Origin of the sequence: Pedobacter vanadiisoli (assembly GCF_042684385.1) — a bacterium.
Classification (GTDB): domain Bacteria; phylum Bacteroidota; class Bacteroidia; order Sphingobacteriales; family Sphingobacteriaceae; genus Pedobacter; species Pedobacter vanadiisoli.
In genome coordinates this window covers 646,055-664,967 of record NZ_JBHULL010000007.1, presented here as the reverse complement: position 1 = coordinate 664,967, position 18,913 = coordinate 646,055, and the positions used below count along the sequence as shown (strand labels likewise).

General features: G+C 41.5%; 10 protein-coding genes and 1 tRNA gene. All 11 read left to right on the top strand.

Going from position 1 to position 18,913, the window contains the following annotated elements; all coding sequences use genetic code 11:
• Window positions 1-427: 427 nt before the first annotated feature.
• Entirely contained in the window at window positions 428-3,889 is a 3,462-nt protein-coding gene (locus ACFSR6_RS08525) for a family 43 glycosylhydrolase (protein WP_379077613.1), read from the top strand.
• A gap of 254 nt (window positions 3,890-4,143) precedes the next feature.
• Complete coding sequence (locus ACFSR6_RS08520; protein ID WP_379077610.1) at window positions 4,144-4,878, top strand: DUF6597 domain-containing transcriptional factor; 735 nt, start codon at window positions 4,144-4,146, stop codon at window positions 4,876-4,878.
• A 70-nt stretch (window positions 4,879-4,948) separates the two neighbouring features.
• Window positions 4,949-5,482 (top strand): dihydrofolate reductase family protein, encoded by a 534-nt coding sequence (locus tag ACFSR6_RS08515; RefSeq protein WP_379077608.1) that lies wholly within the window; start codon window positions 4,949-4,951, stop codon window positions 5,480-5,482.
• A 616-nt stretch (window positions 5,483-6,098) separates the two neighbouring features.
• Window positions 6,099-7,217: a Gfo/Idh/MocA family protein gene (locus ACFSR6_RS08510; protein ID WP_379077604.1), complete on the top strand. Its 1,119-nt coding sequence runs from the start codon at window positions 6,099-6,101 to the stop codon at window positions 7,215-7,217.
• 241 nt (window positions 7,218-7,458) lie between these two features.
• Window positions 7,459-7,947 carry a hypothetical protein gene (locus ACFSR6_RS08505; RefSeq protein WP_379077602.1) on the top strand — a complete coding sequence of 163 codons (489 nt, stop codon included), beginning with the start codon at window positions 7,459-7,461 and terminating at the stop codon, window positions 7,945-7,947.
• A 119-nt stretch (window positions 7,948-8,066) separates the two neighbouring features.
• The gene (locus tag ACFSR6_RS08500) at window positions 8,067-8,918 is read left to right on the top strand and encodes a helix-turn-helix domain-containing protein (RefSeq protein ID WP_379077600.1); all 852 of its coding nucleotides are present in this window, start codon (window positions 8,067-8,069) and stop codon (window positions 8,916-8,918) included.
• A gap of 550 nt (window positions 8,919-9,468) precedes the next feature.
• Window positions 9,469-12,540: a SusC/RagA family TonB-linked outer membrane protein gene (locus tag ACFSR6_RS08495; protein WP_379077597.1), complete on the top strand. Its 3,072-nt coding sequence runs from the start codon at window positions 9,469-9,471 to the stop codon at window positions 12,538-12,540.
• Between the two features lie 19 nt (window positions 12,541-12,559).
• A complete protein-coding gene (locus tag ACFSR6_RS08490; protein ID WP_379077594.1) occupies window positions 12,560-13,897 on the top strand; it encodes a RagB/SusD family nutrient uptake outer membrane protein in 1,338 nt (445 codons plus the stop codon).
• An 18-nt stretch (window positions 13,898-13,915) separates the two neighbouring features.
• Window positions 13,916-16,594 carry a M14 family zinc carboxypeptidase gene (locus tag ACFSR6_RS08485; protein ID WP_379077591.1) on the top strand — a complete coding sequence of 893 codons (2,679 nt, stop codon included), beginning with the start codon at window positions 13,916-13,918 and terminating at the stop codon, window positions 16,592-16,594.
• Window positions 16,595-16,766: 172 nt separating this feature from the next.
• A tRNA-Cys gene (locus ACFSR6_RS08480) sits at window positions 16,767-16,838 on the top strand.
• A 368-nt stretch (window positions 16,839-17,206) separates the two neighbouring features.
• On the top strand, window positions 17,207-18,640 hold the full coding sequence (locus tag ACFSR6_RS08475) for a S41 family peptidase (RefSeq protein ID WP_379077588.1): 1,434 nt from the start codon (window positions 17,207-17,209) through the stop codon (window positions 18,638-18,640).
• Window positions 18,641-18,913 lie beyond the last annotated feature (273 nt).

Genomic DNA, 18,913 nt, shown 5'->3' with positions numbered 1-18,913 from the left:
AGCGCAGCGACTCTACGGAGAGATGGAGGCTACATCTTCTAGCCTGAAATACTTGGAGACAAATTACCTCCGGTGAACTCGCTTAAGGCTCAGTTTACTTCGTACATTCCCGATTCGCTACAGGTCAGGGGCAACGACCGCCTTAACTGAAAACCTGATTAAAACACCGCAAAATGAGATTTAATAATCGAACTCAAGTGCTCAGTTTTCTAATCCGCTACATTAGAAGTGCTGATTGGGGTGCTTGGTTAAAATACTAATGTTATGTATCAATATACAACGGAAATTCAGGTTATGCTTCTTTTATATTTACATCCTGATCCGTGAAGTGTGGCTTTTATAGGTAGCGCTATCCATATTAATTATGAAAAACATTTATCTGAACCTCTTCGTTTTTTTTCTATTATGCAGTTGTTCCCAATCTATAATGGCGCAATCTCCGCATTTAGCCAAAGGGCAGCACAATCCAATTATACCGGGTTATTTCGCAGATCCAACGGTGAAAAAATTTGGAGATACTTATTATATTTATGCCACAACAGATGGTAATGGAGGAGGATTTGGACCATCACAGGTATGGACTTCAAAAGATTTTGTGAATTGGGTCATGCAGGATATGAACTGGCCAACAACCCATTATTATTGGGCACCAGATGTAACACAAGGACCTGACGGAAAGTATTATCTATACTACTGCCAGCCCGTTGAAATATTCGGTGCATCATCAGCAACACCGGTTGGCCCATGGACATCGCTTTTAGCGCCTGGAAAACCAATAGTTTCAAATTTTATGGTACCAAAGGTGATTACACTTGATGGGCAGACATTTAAAGATGACGACGGGAAGTATTATATGTATTGGGGTACCTGGGGTATTTATCCAGGCCATGGTTGTGGTGTGGGCTTATTGAATGATGACATGAAGTCGTTTTCAAAACTTGCACAGATCCCAAATACTGATGCAAAAGACTTTTTCGAGGCCCCATTTGTATTCAAAAGAAAGAACATTTATTATCTCACTTATTCATCCGGCTATTGCGAAGATGGGACTTACCGGGTACAGTATGCCACTGCAAGCAATCCAATGGGGCCTTTTAAATATGGGCCGGATAATCCTATTCTCGCAACAAATGGCGATGGAACAGTCCATGGGCCAGGGCATCAGTCTGTTCTGCAGCAGGGAGATGATTTTTACCTGGTTTATCATCGCCATAATAACCCACACAATGATGGTGGTTATCACCGGCAGGTAGCGGCAGATAAAATGATCTTCGATGAAAAAGGAAACATACTGAAGTTGGTTCCTACACATTCCGGAATTGGCTATTTGGCAAAAAATGTGAATCCGCATCCAGATCTGGCGCTAGGGAAAGCCGCTATAGCCTCTTCAACTTATGATCAGGATTTTAAACCAGAATTTGCATTTGATGATAATAACGGAACTTTATGGAAGGCCAAAAACAATATCGGTTTGGCGTGGCTCCAGATAGATTTAGGTAAGGTTTATGATGTTAAAAGTGTGCATACTCAATTTGAATATGCAACCTGGTACTATCAATACAAGATTGAATATTCGCTCGATGGCCAAACATGGGCGCTGTACGTTGACCGGAGTAAAAATACCAAACATGGAAGTCCGATGATCGATTTTGGAAACGTTAAGGCCAGGTACCTGCGCACAACGATTTTACGGACAGAATATCCGGGCTTAAATAAGGCGATCTGGAACATGAAGGTTTTTGATCATGCTGATTATAATCCGGTAATGCATACGAGCATCAAAAAATGGGAATCTTTGCAACGTTTCGAACCGAAGGGGCTGCTGGTAGATCTCAATTTTGATCATCTTCGGATAGGGTCAATAGCGGCTCATGTTCAAAATAATGGAAAATTAGCGGGCGTGTTTTCTGCTATGGGCACAAATAAACCGATTACATCAATGATAGGTGGAAAAAAGGCTTTAGTTTTCTCAGGCACGGCACGTTTATCATCGTCCGTTCGTGCACCATCATCAATGCTGGGGAACAGCAGTTATAGCGTAAGTATGTGGGTACTAAACCCAGAAATTGATAAAGAAGAAACAATCGTTTCATGGACGGGTAAGGGGGGCGTTAATTTAAGTAATGCTGCGGTAGGTTACGGCAATAGTAAAAGTGCAGGTGCTGCCACCCATCTTGGCTGGGCAGATTTGGGGTACAGAAATTTACCCAAAGCAAATGAATGGCATCTGATTACTATGGTTTTTGATGGCACAATGGAGCGTATATATGTTGATGGAAAATTGGATAGGGCAGAAAGAAGGATGCTTTTCGTCAATAATCTAACCAGGTTTCTTGTGGGCGGCAATGATGATGGGACTTCAGGATTTTCTGGTGCGCTGGCCTCCTTAAAAATTTATGATGTTCCATTAACCGGTACAGAGATTAAGGCAGCCTATACAAAAGGCATAACTAACCATACGGTTCTATACGCAGATACAAAAAAACTTGAATATGGAGATTTAACAAATTGGCCCAACAATGGGACTGCTTTAGGAGAACTGACATGTAAGGGAAATACCGAAGTTGCCGATATTAATGGGAAAATAGCTACTGTATTGGCAAATGGCAGTAAAATCCTTCTGGAAGGTCGTATGAGAAAAGAAATTGATTTTTCAAGACCATTTACTGCAGTTTTTTCTCTTTTACCTGCTGTTGGTTCAAAAACAGATCTGTTTTTTGGTAAAAGAAATAAAGCCGTGAGGATAGAAGGGAATGGAAAATGGCAGCAGTTGATCTGTTCTTTTTCTAAGGGGAAGTTCCAGGTATTTATCAATGGTAAGCCGGCCAGTTATGCAATGGTCCGTAATAATCAAAGAGACCAGCGTATTTTGATTGAATCTTCTGGTGGCACAACTGCAATTTCATCAATTACCATATACAGTTATGGCCTCGATCATCGTAATTGCTTAAAAGAATTTAATTTTTGGAAACAAACCTTAGGCAATGTTAGCTTAAAAGCATCATTTACCTCAAAGCCGTCAGCAGTTACGCCCACTATGGTTTATATGGTAGCCGATAAACCTGAATTGCCAGGTAATGGTCTCGAATATCTTTTTAAAAATGATAAAGATAAAGGGCATGCAAAATGGTTGCGGTCATCAGATTATTTCGATTTTTCGGTCTTTCCCCAAAGTAGTTATAGTTATACGGTCAAAATCAGGGATAATTTTGGAAATGTTACCCAAACTTCTCTTCCCTTTGCTGTTAGAACCGATTCTTCGCAATTTATTATCAAAAAACAGGCTGGATCAGCCCGGTCAGTGCCGGCAGCAAAAAATGGTTTAACAGGAACTTCCTGGGAGGGTTTATTGGGGAATGCAGATACGGTTACTCAGCATTCAGGTATCCTGAAGATGGTTTCGCACCATACGTTTTGGGATGGATCGGAGGCAACGGGGCCCTTTGCCTACAACTATGTGGAGGGTGATTTTATTGCTGAAGTAATGCTTTCAGATATGCTGGGACTAAAGGAGAAGAAAGCTTATGGCGCAAATGAGGCTGGTATTATGGTTAAAGCTTTAGCCAATGGAAGAATGCTTTTACAAAATGGCATTATGCCAGGCTGGGGTATTGGAAATATTGTTACCAACCTTGATAATGGAGGCAGAAAGCAGACAAACAACCTCTCCGGATGGACTTTTTATAAACACCTGCAGATACAAAGGGCTGGAAATACATTTTTTATGCGTGGCAGCAACGATGGGAAAGCTTGGGTAGATCTTCCTGGCAGCCCTGTAAAAAGAGATGATCTGGGTACTGGCTTACAGGTTGGTGTTTACCACGCCACCTATGGTGATGCTTCTGGTTATGCATCCTTTAGCGGTTTTAAGATTATACAGCAGAAATAAAGGGGCATGGATGCCTTATCTTAACTGTTATGGAAGATTTTCAAAGCAATTATACTTTCATGTGAAGTGTTTTCTGCCATCTATCGATACAGAATCAAAACCTTTTCAACTAAACAGACAGATTAAATTACCGCTGCAGCGTAATAAAATTGACGAAAGTTAAATTTCTGTTTTAGTTTAAACCCAAATGACCAACCTATATATTTTGTAAATTTGAAAGGTAAACTTTTACTAAAAATACATTACACCACTTAATGCAATATATAAAAGTAAAACCAAAGAAGGAATTGGAACCTTTCATTCATTTTTATTGGGAATTGAGAGGAAATAAGCTTGAAACACAATTAGAACGAGTTTATCCAGATGGATGTCCAGGTATCTTAATGAATTTAGGAAGTGTCTGTTTAACAGATAATGGCTCGGTTGGTATGGAGTTTGGAAAAACCTATGTCGTTGGCGCAATGAATTCTTTCAAAGATACTTTTATCAATAATGATACACATTTGTTAGGTGTTTGCTTAAAACCAGCAACTTTTTCAAATTTTTACAGTTATGCCTCCCAAAATGAGTTGATTAACGAAACTATCGAATTTGAAAAAGCCAATTCATTTAACGTTAATAAAATACTTACTGATCCATACAATTATTTTGACCATTTTTTCTCTGAAAGAATAAAGAGTAAAAGCATACAACTACAATCAGTTATTGACGATATATATTACAATAAGGGACAAATGTGCATTTGTGAACTGGCAAAAAGAAATTTCACAACCACCAGACAACTGGAGCGAAATTTTAAAAAACATATCGGGCTATCACCAAAGGAATATTCAAATATTATTCGCTTTCAGAATGCTATGAGTATCATCAAAAAACCAAATCAAAACCGTAGCTTGTTAGATATCGCATTTGAATGTGGCTATTACGACCATTCACATCTTACCAATGAAATCAAAAGAAATACAGGGCTTTCACCATCGCTACTTTAATTTGTCGCATTTTTACAAAGTGTAAACGATAGCTGAAAAGTAATTTTGTAGAAACATTAAATTAAAAAAAATGCGGAAAATATCGCTTTTCATTGCTATGAGCTTAGATGGGTATATTGCAAAACCAAATGACGATCTAAGTTTCTTAAAAATTGTAGAAAAAGAAGGAGAAGATTATGGCTATGCTAAATTTAAATCTGAAATTGACACGATAATTATCGGTAGGAAAACCTATGATTATGTACTTAAAGAAATCGGTGCTTCTCATTACGACAATGGACAAACAGATGTTTATGTTATAACGAGATCCGAAAGACCACAAGTTGGTAGAACCAAGTTTTATACAGGAAACATAACCGAATTGGTTAAACGGCTTAAGTCTGAAAAAGGAAAGCACATTTATTGTGATGGTGGTGCTGAAGTAATAAATGAGCTATTAAAGAGCGATTTAATAGACGAGTTTACAATTTCGGTTATCCCAGTTCTATTAGGTGACGGAACAAGACTTTTTAAGAACGGAAGACCAGAACTGGCACTTAAATTTGTAACAGCAAAGACCTTCGAAACAGGATTGGCACAACTGTATTACAAAAGAGAAAAATAAATTATAAATGAACGATTGCTTTGTATTTAGGAAAATCGGATAGTTTAAAGCTATCTGATTTTTATTTTCATGGAGAAAGATTGCTTCAATTTTCGCTATTTGTTCTCTTTTTAGGTTCTTTCTCTTCAATTTAAAAGGTTATCAGTATGAATAGCATTCAAAAGAGATGTTACAATACCTGGCTTGTCTGATTGAATGCTATTAATCCTGAATTTTAAGTATGAGCATTGATAAACTCAAAAACGCTCATACTATCAGAAGCCGGTCTTTTTTACCAATCAGCAAGCCCTCAATGGCCAGAACATCAATTTCTGTATTTAAAAAGCAGCATATGGTATCTTCAGGACAAGAGGCTATTGGTTCGTTCACGACGTTAATGGGGTGCTAGGCTGAACAGTCTTGCAGGTGCAACGCGGATACTTCAGGGGCTTTCCAGCCTCGATAACTACCTCTTATTCTTCAGATAAAGTCAAAAATCGTATCTTGAAAACTATATATAACCGGTTCGTGTTACATATCATGAAGTAAATCAGCTAATTAACCGGCAAAAATGGGCGGTCGCATATCGTGTGTTGCCGAATGCTTTTGCTGAATAGGTACATAAGCCCAGGATAATATGAATACCAGAAGAGACTTTTTACAAAAAATGGGTGCATCAGTATTGATGTTGAAATTAGGTTCAATATCGGCATTTGCTAATGCTCCTGACGAAGTTGAACAACCTTATGAGGGTAGGATACTTAACGTAGCCATTATGGGTTTAGGCGGATATGGTACTCGTGTAGCCGAGGCCATGAAAGCCTGTACCAAAGCAAAACTGGTAGGCGTAATCAGTGGTACGCCTTCGAAAATTAAAGAGTGGCAAACGAAATACAACCTCCCTGAAAAGAATTGTTATCACTATGAGAACTTCGATGAGGTGAAAAATAATCCGGATATAGATGCGATTTATGTAATTACACCAAATGCATTGCACCATAATCAGGTTATACGTGTGGCAAAAGCCGGAAAACACGCCATATGCGAAAAACCGATGGCATTAAATGCCAAAGAGGGACAGGAGATGGTTGATGCCTGTAAAAAAGCGAATGTAAAGCTACTGGTTGGTTATAGGATGCATTTTGAACCCCGTACGCTGGAAGTAATCCGGATGAGAAATGCGGGCGAATTCGGTAAGGTTATGTTTTTCCAGGGGCAATGTGGTTTTAAGATAGGCGATCCTTCGCAGTGGCGATTAAACAAAGCGCTTGCGGGTGGCGGATCAATGATGGATATTGGCATCTATGCAATTAACGGGGCAAGGTATATGGTCGGCGAAGAGCCGGTTTGGGTGACCGCCCAGGAAACCAAAACTGATCCGGTAAAGTTTAAAGAAGGTGTAGATGAAACCATACAATTTCAATTAGGTTTCCCCAGCGGTGCAGTTGCCTCCTGCCTGTCGAGTTATAACATCAATTACCTGGATAGATTTTTTATGAGTGGCGACAGGGGATTTGCAGAAATGCAGCCTTCTACCGGCTATGGCCCCATCAAAGGTAGAACGCATAAGGGTGAACTCACACAGCCGGTAACTACGCATCAAACGGTACAGATGGATGAAATGGCAACTATTATTTTTGAAGATAAAAAGCCGGTAGTTCCTGTAAATGGTGAGGAAGGCTTAAAAGACCTTAAAATTATTGATGCCATTTATGAGGCCGTAAAAACAGGTAAGAAGATTATACTAAGGGCTTAGCTTATTTTTTACAACTTTTATTAGCTATTCAAACTTGTTCTACTCAGTTGCAGGAAAAGATACTTCATCTTCGACCAATGTCCTGCCTGCCAAAACGAAAAGTACCAGTCTGTCAGGCTGTAAGCCACTTGCCTGATCATTTTTGAACGAGATTACCAATTAATTGAACGAATAAACAAAATGCCTTAACTTTACTATAGCCACTTTTGTAATAACAATTACATATTCAACAAAAAAGACTATGGGACTATCAGGTTTAGGAATTTTTCATACCATCATTGGTATCGTTGCCATCGCATCGGCAATCATTTCATTTGTACGCTTTGGCAAAATTGATTTAACGCAGCTTAGTGGTAAAATATACTTTTATACTACTGTTGTTACAGCTTTAACTGCATTGGGTATCTCCAAACACGGAGGCTTTAATGCGGGGCATATTTTTTCGGTATTCATTTTTATTTTGGTGCTGGTAGCTTTTTGGCTCTCGGTAAAGCGAAGTGCCAGTAATAAGGCCCGTTACGTAGAGAATTTTTTACTCTCTTTCAGCTTTTTTCTATCGCTCATCCCTACCGTAAACGAAACCTTTACCCGCGTACCGCTGGGGCATCCTTTGGCCAAAGGGCCGGCCGATCCGCTAATCGCCAAAACCTTGCTTGTGCTTTTAATTCTATTTATTGCAGGTGCTGTTTACCAGTATATTAAACAACGCAGGATAGCTAAATTGAATTAAGAGCGGCATCATGCCTTTCAGATCATTTAAATGATTATCATTAAAAAGACTAATGCGCGGTGCTTAAAAGCTAAACCCTGCATTAGTTTTTCTATTTTTATAGCTGAAGGTTTTTTTAAATGATTATTGACCATAAAAAATACGAATTGTTTGGTAAATCCATTATCCAGAACATCAGGATAAAGGCACCTTTTACCTTCGATTTCCCTATTACCGATAATGCCTGCTTTTTATACATGTTGCAGGGTGAAATGCAATATCACCGCGACGAAGACCTGGTAGATATACCCCATAAACATGCTTTGTTTTTAAATTGTATACAGGCAAGCAAAACCATCAGTAATTTAAATGAAGGGGATGTGAACGAAATTATGATCGTTAATTTTCATCCCGATATTTTAAAGCGGATCTACGATCGGGAACTGCCGGTTATACTTCATGCACCCAACCGGATGGTTTCGAACAAAAGTGTCGAGATTTTAAATAACAATTTTTTAATCGAAAAATATATCGAAGGTTTGTTGTTTTATTTCCGGCATCCGGCACTGATTAACGAAGATATACTGGTTTTAAAGTTAAAGGAAATTATCCTGCTCCTGGCCCAAACCACCAATGCCCGGGCCGTACAAACCATATTTACACAGCTTTTTTCGCCTGCTACTTATACCTTTAAACAAATTATTGAGGCTAACCTGTTCGCCCAGCTCAGTATTGATGAACTGGCACAGCTTAATAATTTGAGTTTGTCGTCTTTTAAACGCGAATTTACCAAACATTACAACGATACCCCAGCCAATTATATCAAAACCAAGCGGCTCGAAAAAGCTGCAGAACTGTTGTTAATTTCAAACGAAAGGATTAAAGACATTGCTTTTAACTGTGGTTATAATGATTTGGCTAATTTTACCAAAAGCTTTCGCGACAGGTATAAATGTACGCCCAGCGATTTTAGAGCGCGCCGGCAGGGCTAAGGCTTTGTCACTTATAATGCCTAGATCGGCACTAAAGCGATGCCAATATTTTTCTTGAAAAGCACACAAAAGGCCTGATCTGCTTGCCCATATCGTTTTTTATAGCATTTAAAGTCCGATTTATTTTTAAGGCTATTCGAAATAATTGCCTTATTAGATAACATGTTTTCTATGGTATCCATCTGTTATTAAAATTTTATTCAAATATTATTTGGTTTATGTGAAGTCGGTAAAGCTTAACCGTAAAATAAACTTGTATGGTAAGGTTTTATTGTTTTAATTTGTCTATTAAATCTATAGATTTAATAGACAAATTATCATGAAACAATTTTTACCATCAGGTGCGCCCGGCACAAAGCGGGCAGATTCTCAAATGTCGCTACAAGAAAATACTGTAATCCAGGTTTACGGCTTTTGTCCAATGTGCGACAGTTTATGCTGCTAGTGCCTTAGCTGTCTTCCCTATACCCAATTTTTAATCCTTCATTTTCATAAAGCCCTTTTAAAAAGGCTCGTGGAAGTGCTTTGTTCAAACTTTTCCAAACAAAAAATGAAAAATCTTTACAGAAAAGGGTTCTATCTTTATTTATGTGTCATTTGGTCAACATTGGCCTTTGCCCAGGTAAACCCCACCATTAAATCGCAACTCAACGGTACCGTGTTGGATGCTACTACAAACCTCCCTTTACCTGGTGCCGTGGTCAAGATTAAAGGGACTACCCACACCGTTTCAACTGATCCCGATGGCAGGTTCAGCTTCGTAACCGGACAGAGTTTCCCTTATACCCTGATTGTTAGTTTTATCGGTTACGATCAAAAGGAACTAACGGTAAACGGTAGTCCGGTTACCATCCGCCTCCAGGAAATCCAGAGCCAGCTAAACGATGTAGTGGTAACGGGCTATAGCACCCAGGAGCGAAAATACATTGCGGGTTCGATCAGCAGTGTAAGCGGATCAGTAGTACAGAACCAGCCTTCAGGTGGTTTTAACCAGTTATTGCAGGGTAAAACAACCGGTGTTCAGGTTTCTTCCAATTCTGGTGTTCCGGGCGGAGGCATAACTTTCCGTGTGCGTGGAAACAACTCCATCAATGCCTCTGTTGATCCGCTTTATATCATTGATGGGGTGTTTGTAAGCAATGCAGATCCGATTACTGCCGGACTTGGTAACCAGGCCGCATCAAACCCGATTGCTGACCTTAACCCATCTGATATTGAAGATATCCAGATTTTAAAAGATGCCAATGCCACTGCTATTTATGGCTCGTTGGGGGCCAACGGGGTAATCATCGTAACCACAAAAAGGGGGAAACGAAATACGAAAGCCAATATTTCACTCAATACTTTCCAGGGTTGGTCTACGGCAGTGAAGAAATTCGAAGTGGCCAATGGACCGGAAGTTGCCCTTCTGACCAACGAATCGCGCATTAATACTGCCAAAGACAACGGCCTTAACCCATCAACAGTTGTACTTCCGTTCCCAAATCCTGAAAACCAGCCGACTTACGACCGCATCAGCGGGCTTTTCCGTACGGCAAGAACTTCAAATTATGAAGTTTCTACTGTAGGCGGAACCGATCGCAGTACGTATTATATCAGCCTGGGTTATTTAAATCAGGAGTCTATCGTAAAGCCATCAGATTATACCCGCTATTCTGCACGTTTAAATTATGATAATTACCTTACCGATAAGCTGAAAGTAGGTACAAGTGTTAATTTTACCCGCTCTGACCGGAACCTGAGCGGAAGTGACAACAATCCTACCGGGGTAATCAATTCGGCGCTTTTCCCAAGATCTTACCTGCCTATTTACAATAATGATGGTACTTATGCCCGCTACGGAAGTTTTGACAATCATTTGGCGCTGATCGAAAACCTGGATAGTAAAGCTGTGGGTTGGCGTACAATCGGTAATATTTATGGCGAATATACTTTTATTCCCGGATTAAAACTCCGCAGCAGCTGGAGCATTGATAACAGCAGCGAATATGATAATAGTTATTCAAGCACACTTATCAGTGCAGGTATCGCTACAAATGGTTCTGCATCTTCAATCGAAAACAAAAACCTGGTGCTGACCAATGAGCAGGTGCTGAGTTTTGTGAAGTCGTTCGGTGCAGGCAAAAAACATAATATCAATGCACTGATTGGAAATACACTCAATACCGTATTAAATGAAAGTACAAGTTCAAGCGGAACCGGTTTTGCTGCAAATAGTTTAAGATCTATATCGGTAGCGGCCACACGTTCCGGCTCAGCTTCCCGTGCAGAATCAAAACTGGTTTCATTTTTCAGCAAGGTGAGTTATACCTACGATGGCAAGTATACCATCGACGGAAGTATCCGGGCTGATGGCTCAAGTAAATTTGGTACAAACAACCGTTGGGGCTATTTTCCTTCTGGCGGACTTGCATGGAGGCTGAGCCAGGAAGAATTTATCAAAAACCTCCACTTTTTCGATGAGCTTAAAGTGAGGGCAAGTTTAGGCCTTTCAGGTAATCAGAATGGTATAGGTGCTTATGCCGCACAGGGATTATGGTCTTCAGGGGCAAATTACCTGGAACAGCCGGGTATTGCGCCAACACAACTTGTTAATCCTGATTTAACCTGGGAAACCACCCGTCAGTTCAACGCAGGTGTAGAATTTGGGATCTTTAAAAACCGTTTGAGTATCGTAGCCGATTACTACAATAAATATACCTATGATCTGTTACTGAACGTTCCGGTTCCTTACCGCTCAGGTTTTGCCTCTTACCTGCAGAATTTTGGTGCGGTGAGGAATAAAGGATTCGAACTGGGCATCAATTCAACCAATATCGAAACCGATGCATTCCAGTGGACCACCAATTTCAACATTTCGTTCAACAACAATAAAATCGAAAAACTGGCATCCGATATTAGTTTGGGGGCATCAGGAAGGAATATTTCGATCTTAAGACAGGGCTATGCCACCAATTCTTTCCAGTTGTATAAACAGTTGTACGTTGATCCGCAAACCGGTAATGCCGTTTACGAAGATGTAAATGGTGATGGCCTGATTACTTCTGCCGACCGCCAGATTGTTGGTAATGCCCTTCCAAAATATACCGGCGGACTGACCAATAACTTCACTTTCAAAGGATTTGACCTGAACTTCTTCTTTTACTTCCAGCAGGGTAACAAGATTATGAACATGAACGACTTTTTTATGGTGCATGGTGGTACTCAGGCCAATATCGGGTTTTTGCCACGTCAGCTTGACCGCTGGCAGAAACCGGGTGATATAACCGATATCCCAAGACTGACTACCTATAGCGGAAACCCTACACAGAACGGTGGTGCATCCAACAATTACGGCGGTAATGTGGCCAGTCTGTCTTCGCGTTACCTGGAAGATGGTTCGTTTATCCGTTTAAAAACCCTTACACTGGGATATACTCTTCCTAAAAACGTATTGCAGAAAATCGGGGTGAGTAAGTTAAGGGTTTATGCACAGGGAACAAACCTGCTCACCTTTACCAACTATGGCGGATTAGATCCCGAAGTGAGTTCACAGTCCAATAACCAAAATACCGTGGGTTATGATTGGGCCACTGTTCCTCAGCCCAGAACTTTCCAGATCGGAGCAAGCGTAACATTTTAAGGATTTAGAATTTTAAGAAATGAAAACATCATATATCAGAAATGCAGTTTTTTCAGCCGTGGTATTGCTATCGGTTTCCTGCAAAAAATATTTGGAAGAAATACCCAATAATGCCCTTCCTACAGAAAGTGCCATTACAGATGCCAGCACGGCAAGAGCGGCCATTATTGGTACCTACGATCGCCTGCAGGGCTATTATTCATCGAGTTATCCAACACTGGGGACCATAACCACCGATAATGTGGTTTTTAATGGCACCCTAAGCGAATATTTACAGCTCGATCAGAATGCCATCCCAACTGATAATGTAATTACAGTTGCAGCTTACCAGGGTATTTATAGAACCATTAATTCTGCAAACAGTGTAATTGCCTATGTGCCATTGGTAAAAGATCCTTTGCTTACCACAGCAGAGAGGAACAGGATTCTGGGCGAGGCCTATTTCATCCGGGCATTATCGTATTTCGATCTGGCCAGGGGCTGGGGTGGTGTTCAGCTCCAGTTGAAGCCAACAACCGATTTAAGTGTTTTAAAAGGCATCAAACGCAGTACGCTCGATCAGACCTACGACCAGGTTTTGGCCGATCTGATACAGGCTGAGCAGTTACTTCCTGAAGATGCAACCACCAGAAACAGGGCACAGAAAAGTGCTGCAAGGGCATTGCGTGCAAGGCTCCATCTTTATCGCAAACAATGGGCAGATGCAGAGACCTATGCCACCCAGGTAATTAATAATACCAAATACACTTTGGTAAAGCCATATAAATCATTTTTTACAGCACCATTTCAAACAGCAGAATCTGTACTCGAGCTGGCCTATTCTGTAAATGACAGGAATAGCTATTGGAACCTGTGGTATCCAAGTTCTGCCGGCGGACAGTTTACGCTCAAACCTTCTGATGCATTGGTTGCAAAACTCAATAACCCGGCAATCGGAGGATCAAGGAACAGCCTTATCGCCGGTAGTGGCAATGCAGTTTATGGTGTGCTTTATAATACTACTGCTACCAGTACCGATCCGTCTTACCTGATCAGGATTGCAGAACTTTACCTCATTCGTGCAGAGGCAAGGGCACAGCAGGACAAACTTTTGGATGCCGCTTCTGATTTGAATGCGGTAAGGGCCAGGGCAGATGTTGGGGTAACCACAGCAACTACACAGAGCGGTCTTATCCAGGCCATTGAAGATGAAAATGCAATTGAGTTTGCCTTTGAGGCCCACCGTTGGTTTGATCTGGTACGTACCGAAAGGGCAGGAGCCGTACTCGGTATTAACAACAAAAATTTCTGGCTTTTTCCTATCCCTTATTCTGATATACAATCTGATCCGGATGTAACGCAAAACCCTGGGTATTAAATTATTTAAGCTAAAAAAATGAAATCATTCCTTAATACAGCAAAAATCCTGATTGTGCTCAGCATCATCTGGATACAACAGTCGTCGGCACAAAACAGTTATTTTTTCCCAAAAGCAACTTCGCTTGATGCAAAAATTCCGACACCAGAACAGTTTCTGGGCTATCCCATCGGAACCTATTTTACCAGGCACGATCAGGTTGTTGCCTATTTACGCCAGCTTGAAAAAGTATCAGACCGGGTACATGTAGAAAGCCTGGGTAAAACCTATGAGCAGCGCGAGCAGATCATTGTAACCATTACTTCGCCAGCCAATTATGCTAAACTGGAACAGATCAGGCAGGAACATTTAAAGCAAATCGATCCTTCAAAACCTGTACTGGGCAGTGATGCACCTGTAATTATCCATTTGGGTTATGGTGTGCATGGAAACGAAACTTCCAGCACTGAAACGAGCCTGCTCACGGCCTATTATCTTGCTGCCAGCAATGATGCTGAAACGCAGAAATGGCTTTCCTCTTCGGTTATCTTTATTGATCCTTCCTTAAACCCCGATGGCAGGGACAGGGCAGCCAACTGGCATAATGCCTACCATGCTAACCCCGCAGTTGGCGATCCGCTTGATAAAGAACACCAGGAAGCCTGGCCAAATGGCAGGACTAACCATTATTTTACTGATCTTAACCGCGATTGGTTAAACCTGGTGCAGGTAGAGAGCCGTAACCGTTTGGCATTTTTTCATAAATGGTACCCTAACGTGCAGATTGATTTTCATGAGCAGGGCACCAATGCCACCTACTATTTTGAGCCTGCACCAAAGAGCCACGAAAGCCCGGTGATTCCGCAGTTTTTATATGAATTCCAGGTGGTCCTCGCAAAATACCATTCCAGGGCATTAGATGATATCGGTTCTTTTTATTTCACTAAAGAAAACTACGATAACCTCTCACCCATTTATGGTTCTACCTATCCTAAATTCTTTGGTTCTGTTGCTGCTACTTTTGAGCAGGCAAGCTCGCGTGGGATCCTGCAGGAATCGAGTAACGGACCATTAACTTTTGCTTTTACCATCCGTAACCACCTTACCACCAGTTTTTCGACGATTAAAGGTGCCGTTGAAGAGAAAACAGGATTGTTTAAAGTGCAGAAAGATTTCTTTAAATACGCTTTAGATCAGGGACAGAAGAACCCGGCTAAGGGATTTGTATTTGGCGATAAGAACGACGTTAACCTTACCCAGAAGTTTTTAGGGCTTTTGCTGGCCCACCACGTAGAGGTTTTTGAGGTACAGGATAACCTGACCCTGGATGGCAAAACTTTCGAAAAAGGTAAATCATATATCGTGCCATCTGCACAGCCCAACTTTTTAATTGTTCATTCTATTTTCGAAGAAAATACGCTGAAAGATAGTATATTTTATGATAATACCGGGTGGAGCATCATCCATGCTTATGGTTTAAAATACGCGAAGCTGAATGGCGCATTTGCAAAGGGAGCTGCGGTTAAAAGCCTGGCAGCAGAATCGGGAAAGGTATTAGGAGATCGTTCTGCTTATGCCTATCTGATCAATTCAGGCGATTATAATTTTACCAAAGCACTGTATCAGCTACAGCTAAAAAACATATTGGTAAAAACAGCTTTCAAATCTTTTGTGGCCAACACTGCCGGGGGTAAAAAAGCCTACCTTCCGGGTTCGCTTGTTATCCCGGTGGTTGGACAGAATATTGCAGCCGATTCACTTTATGCTGCACTGCAACGGGTAGCCAAATCTGCCAATATTGACATTACTGCGGTTTCGGGCGGGTTCAGTGCTGAGGGGATAGACCTGGGGAGCAGCAATATCAGGGCGGTACGCAAGCCGGAAGTGGCCTTAGCCTTCGGACAGGGCGTAACTTCTTCAGAGGCCGGCCAGGTTTGGTTTTTGTTGAATCAGCAGCTTGATCTGCCCGTAACCAAACTGGATCTTCAGAATTTCGCAAGAGCACCTCTAAACCGCTATAATGTATTGGTTCTTCCCGGAGGAAATTACAGTGCCTGGGATAAGGCCACGGTAGATAAAATCAAAAACTGGGTGGCAGAAGGCGGAACGCTGATTACTTTTCAAACTGCTACGGCCTGGGCAGTGCAACAGGAAATCGTAAAAGAAAAACTGGCCGAAACAGACGCTTTTGGAAGGAGAGGGGAAGCGCCAGTTGTACCGGCAACTCCTGTGGCAAAGGCCGGCGATGAAACCAAAAAAGACCAGGCAAAACTTGCAGGAACAGAAACGGCTGCAAGAGGTGTAAAACCGGTAGCAGAAAGACTCGATTATCAAAGGCAGGAAGATGTTGAAGGTTCTAAAAGGATCAATGGAGCCATTTTTCAGGCTGATCTTGACATTACCCATCCAATTGCCTTCGGACTTAGCTCCCGTAAGCTTTTCATTAACAAAAACGGACCAACCCTATTGCTGCCGAGTTCGAATAAGTACGCTACTGTGGCACAGTATTCCCCAAAACCATTAATTAATGGCTACTCTTCTAAATCGAATACAGCCAAGGTTGCGGGTTCGGCAGCCATTATTGCCACCGGTAGCGGTAATGGGGAGGTGATTTTATTTGCAGATGATCCTACCTACAGGGGATATTGGTTAGGAACCGGACGTTTGTTCCTGAATGCCATATTCTTTGGCAATTTGTTGAATAACGGGTATAGATAATATATAATTAAAGAGGCTGTATCATAAAGGCAATTTCTCCTTAGATTTTGTCACATTGCGCTTAGCCTGTGCTGAGCTTGGCGAAGTAGCGAAATGCTTTTAGCGGTATTTAAGCAGGTCTTTCGACAGGCTCAGGATGACGATTCTATTTATGATACAGCCTCTTTTACAAGGCAGGGTGGCTGAAGGGTAAGGCAGGGGTCTGCAAAACCTTTTATGGCGGTTCGAATCCGCCCCCATGCCTCTTCGTGCGGTAAAACAGCACAAATATTTAATAGCTGCTGTTTTTCGCGTTGAATATTTGATTTTTCAAAAACATTAAATCTTCTGATCAATCCGCTTGGCCTGAGTATTTGTTCGCTTAAAGGGAAAAAGAGCTATTCCATTTGAAACCCTAGTTCACATCAGCCACTTCTTTGCCATTAAAGATAGTAAACCAAACTTCGGGCTGTTTTTTTTGACGGGATGAACCCAACTGTCTACCTGAGTGACTTACATTCTGCAGTGCAAATGGCCGATCACTGAACGGGCTTGCCATCAGCAAAACCTGATGCCGTAACCGATTTCACAGTTTTTAACAAATTCCTGTGTATTAAGAATCTATCTTCGGTTATGAAAAAAATTTTATTCCTTACCTTCCTGCTTTTACGTTCACTGCTCCTTTTGGCACAACCCAATACGGGCTTCGATCCACAGCAAACCATAACTGCCGATTCTGCAAGGCGTAGTATTACAGAACTTATGGGCGAAATGGCCAAAAAACATCCCGGTTTTTATCGCTATACCTCCAGGTCTGAATTTGCACATTTTATTGATTCGAGCCTGGCGGCAATTAAAGGGCCAATGGATCAGCTGCAATACTTCCGCACGATTAAACCACTCATTGCTAAAGTACGTTGCGTTCATACCAATGTGTCTTTAAGCGGCGAGTACATGGATTTCCTGAACAAACAGCAAAATATGCTCCCTCTTGATGTATACTTTATAGGCGAAAAAGCCTATATCAGCAAGAACTATTCCGGGAACGGGGCGGTGCCTGTAGGTGCAGAACTGCTGAGCATTAACGGACATTCTATTGCTGCCATCAGGGTACGACTGTTTGAGATGATCCCGTCTGACGGTTTTAACCAATCCTGGAAATACCAGGCGATCAATAACCGTTTCGCACAGGCTTACCGGGCAAATTACGAACTCAGCGATTCTTATAAAATACGGGTAGCGACTGACCAGGGCGAAAAGGAATTTAACCTGGCAGCTGTGCGCAACGATGTGATACCGGTGCCGGCCATCATGGATCTGGAGAACAAACCAAGACTGAGTTTCAGCATTAAAGAAGCTGTTGGTAAGCTAACCATCCGTTCTTTTGGCGAAACTGACATTAAAGCTGGCAAGCAGCAGTTCCGGAAATTTATTGCCGGGGTTTTCAAAGACCTTAAGGAGCAGCATATCCAAAAGCTGGTGATTGATCTGCGTAATAATACCGGTGGCAGCGACCCGAATGCAGTATTGCTTAGCCGGTACCTGATCAACCAGCCTTTCCGGTATTGGGACCGGATCGAAGTGACCGAGCCTTTCGCCCTGAGCCTTAAAGGTTCTGCTAAACTGATCTACGGAAAGCCGGTAAAGATGGATTCGGTATATCTGTGGCGCAAATCTAAATTTACCCGTGAGTTTGATTTCTATGAAGTGCAGCAACCTGAAGCAGATGTTTATACCGGCAAGGTGGTGGTATTAATCAATGGTGCGTGCTTATCTTCCTGTGCAGACTTATCAGCCGTTTTACAGTATAACAAACGTGCCTTGTTTGTGGGCGAGGAGACAGGTGGAGGATACCAGGGGAATAACAGCGGCCTGATGCCGGAAGCCAAACTTGACTTCGGGCTTAAAGTGTCTATCCCACTTCTCAAGTATATTAATGCGGTTGATCTCCATAAAAACTTTGGCCACGGCACCCTTCCTGATGTTGTAGTCCAACCTGCCCTTGCAGATATGTTAAATGGAAACGATGTAATGCTCCAAACGGCTTTAAAACAATTAGGCGATTGATCCCACTATCCGTAGAGTTCCGCAGGAGTTCTACGGATGAACCCATAGAAGAGCGTCTCCGGCCCGGTAAAATGAAATTCGATAAAATACCTGGTCTAATTACTCCATTTATCAGGGGCTTAAGTTCTGGTACATCATGATAAACCACTAGCTCAAAAACCATTAATAGTTTTTTCACATTTCTTTTTTATTCTGAAGTTTTTGTATTTTTATTAAATATTAAGATAGTTTTAACAAATTTATCTGATTTAATAAAACCCAAGTTTAGCCTGA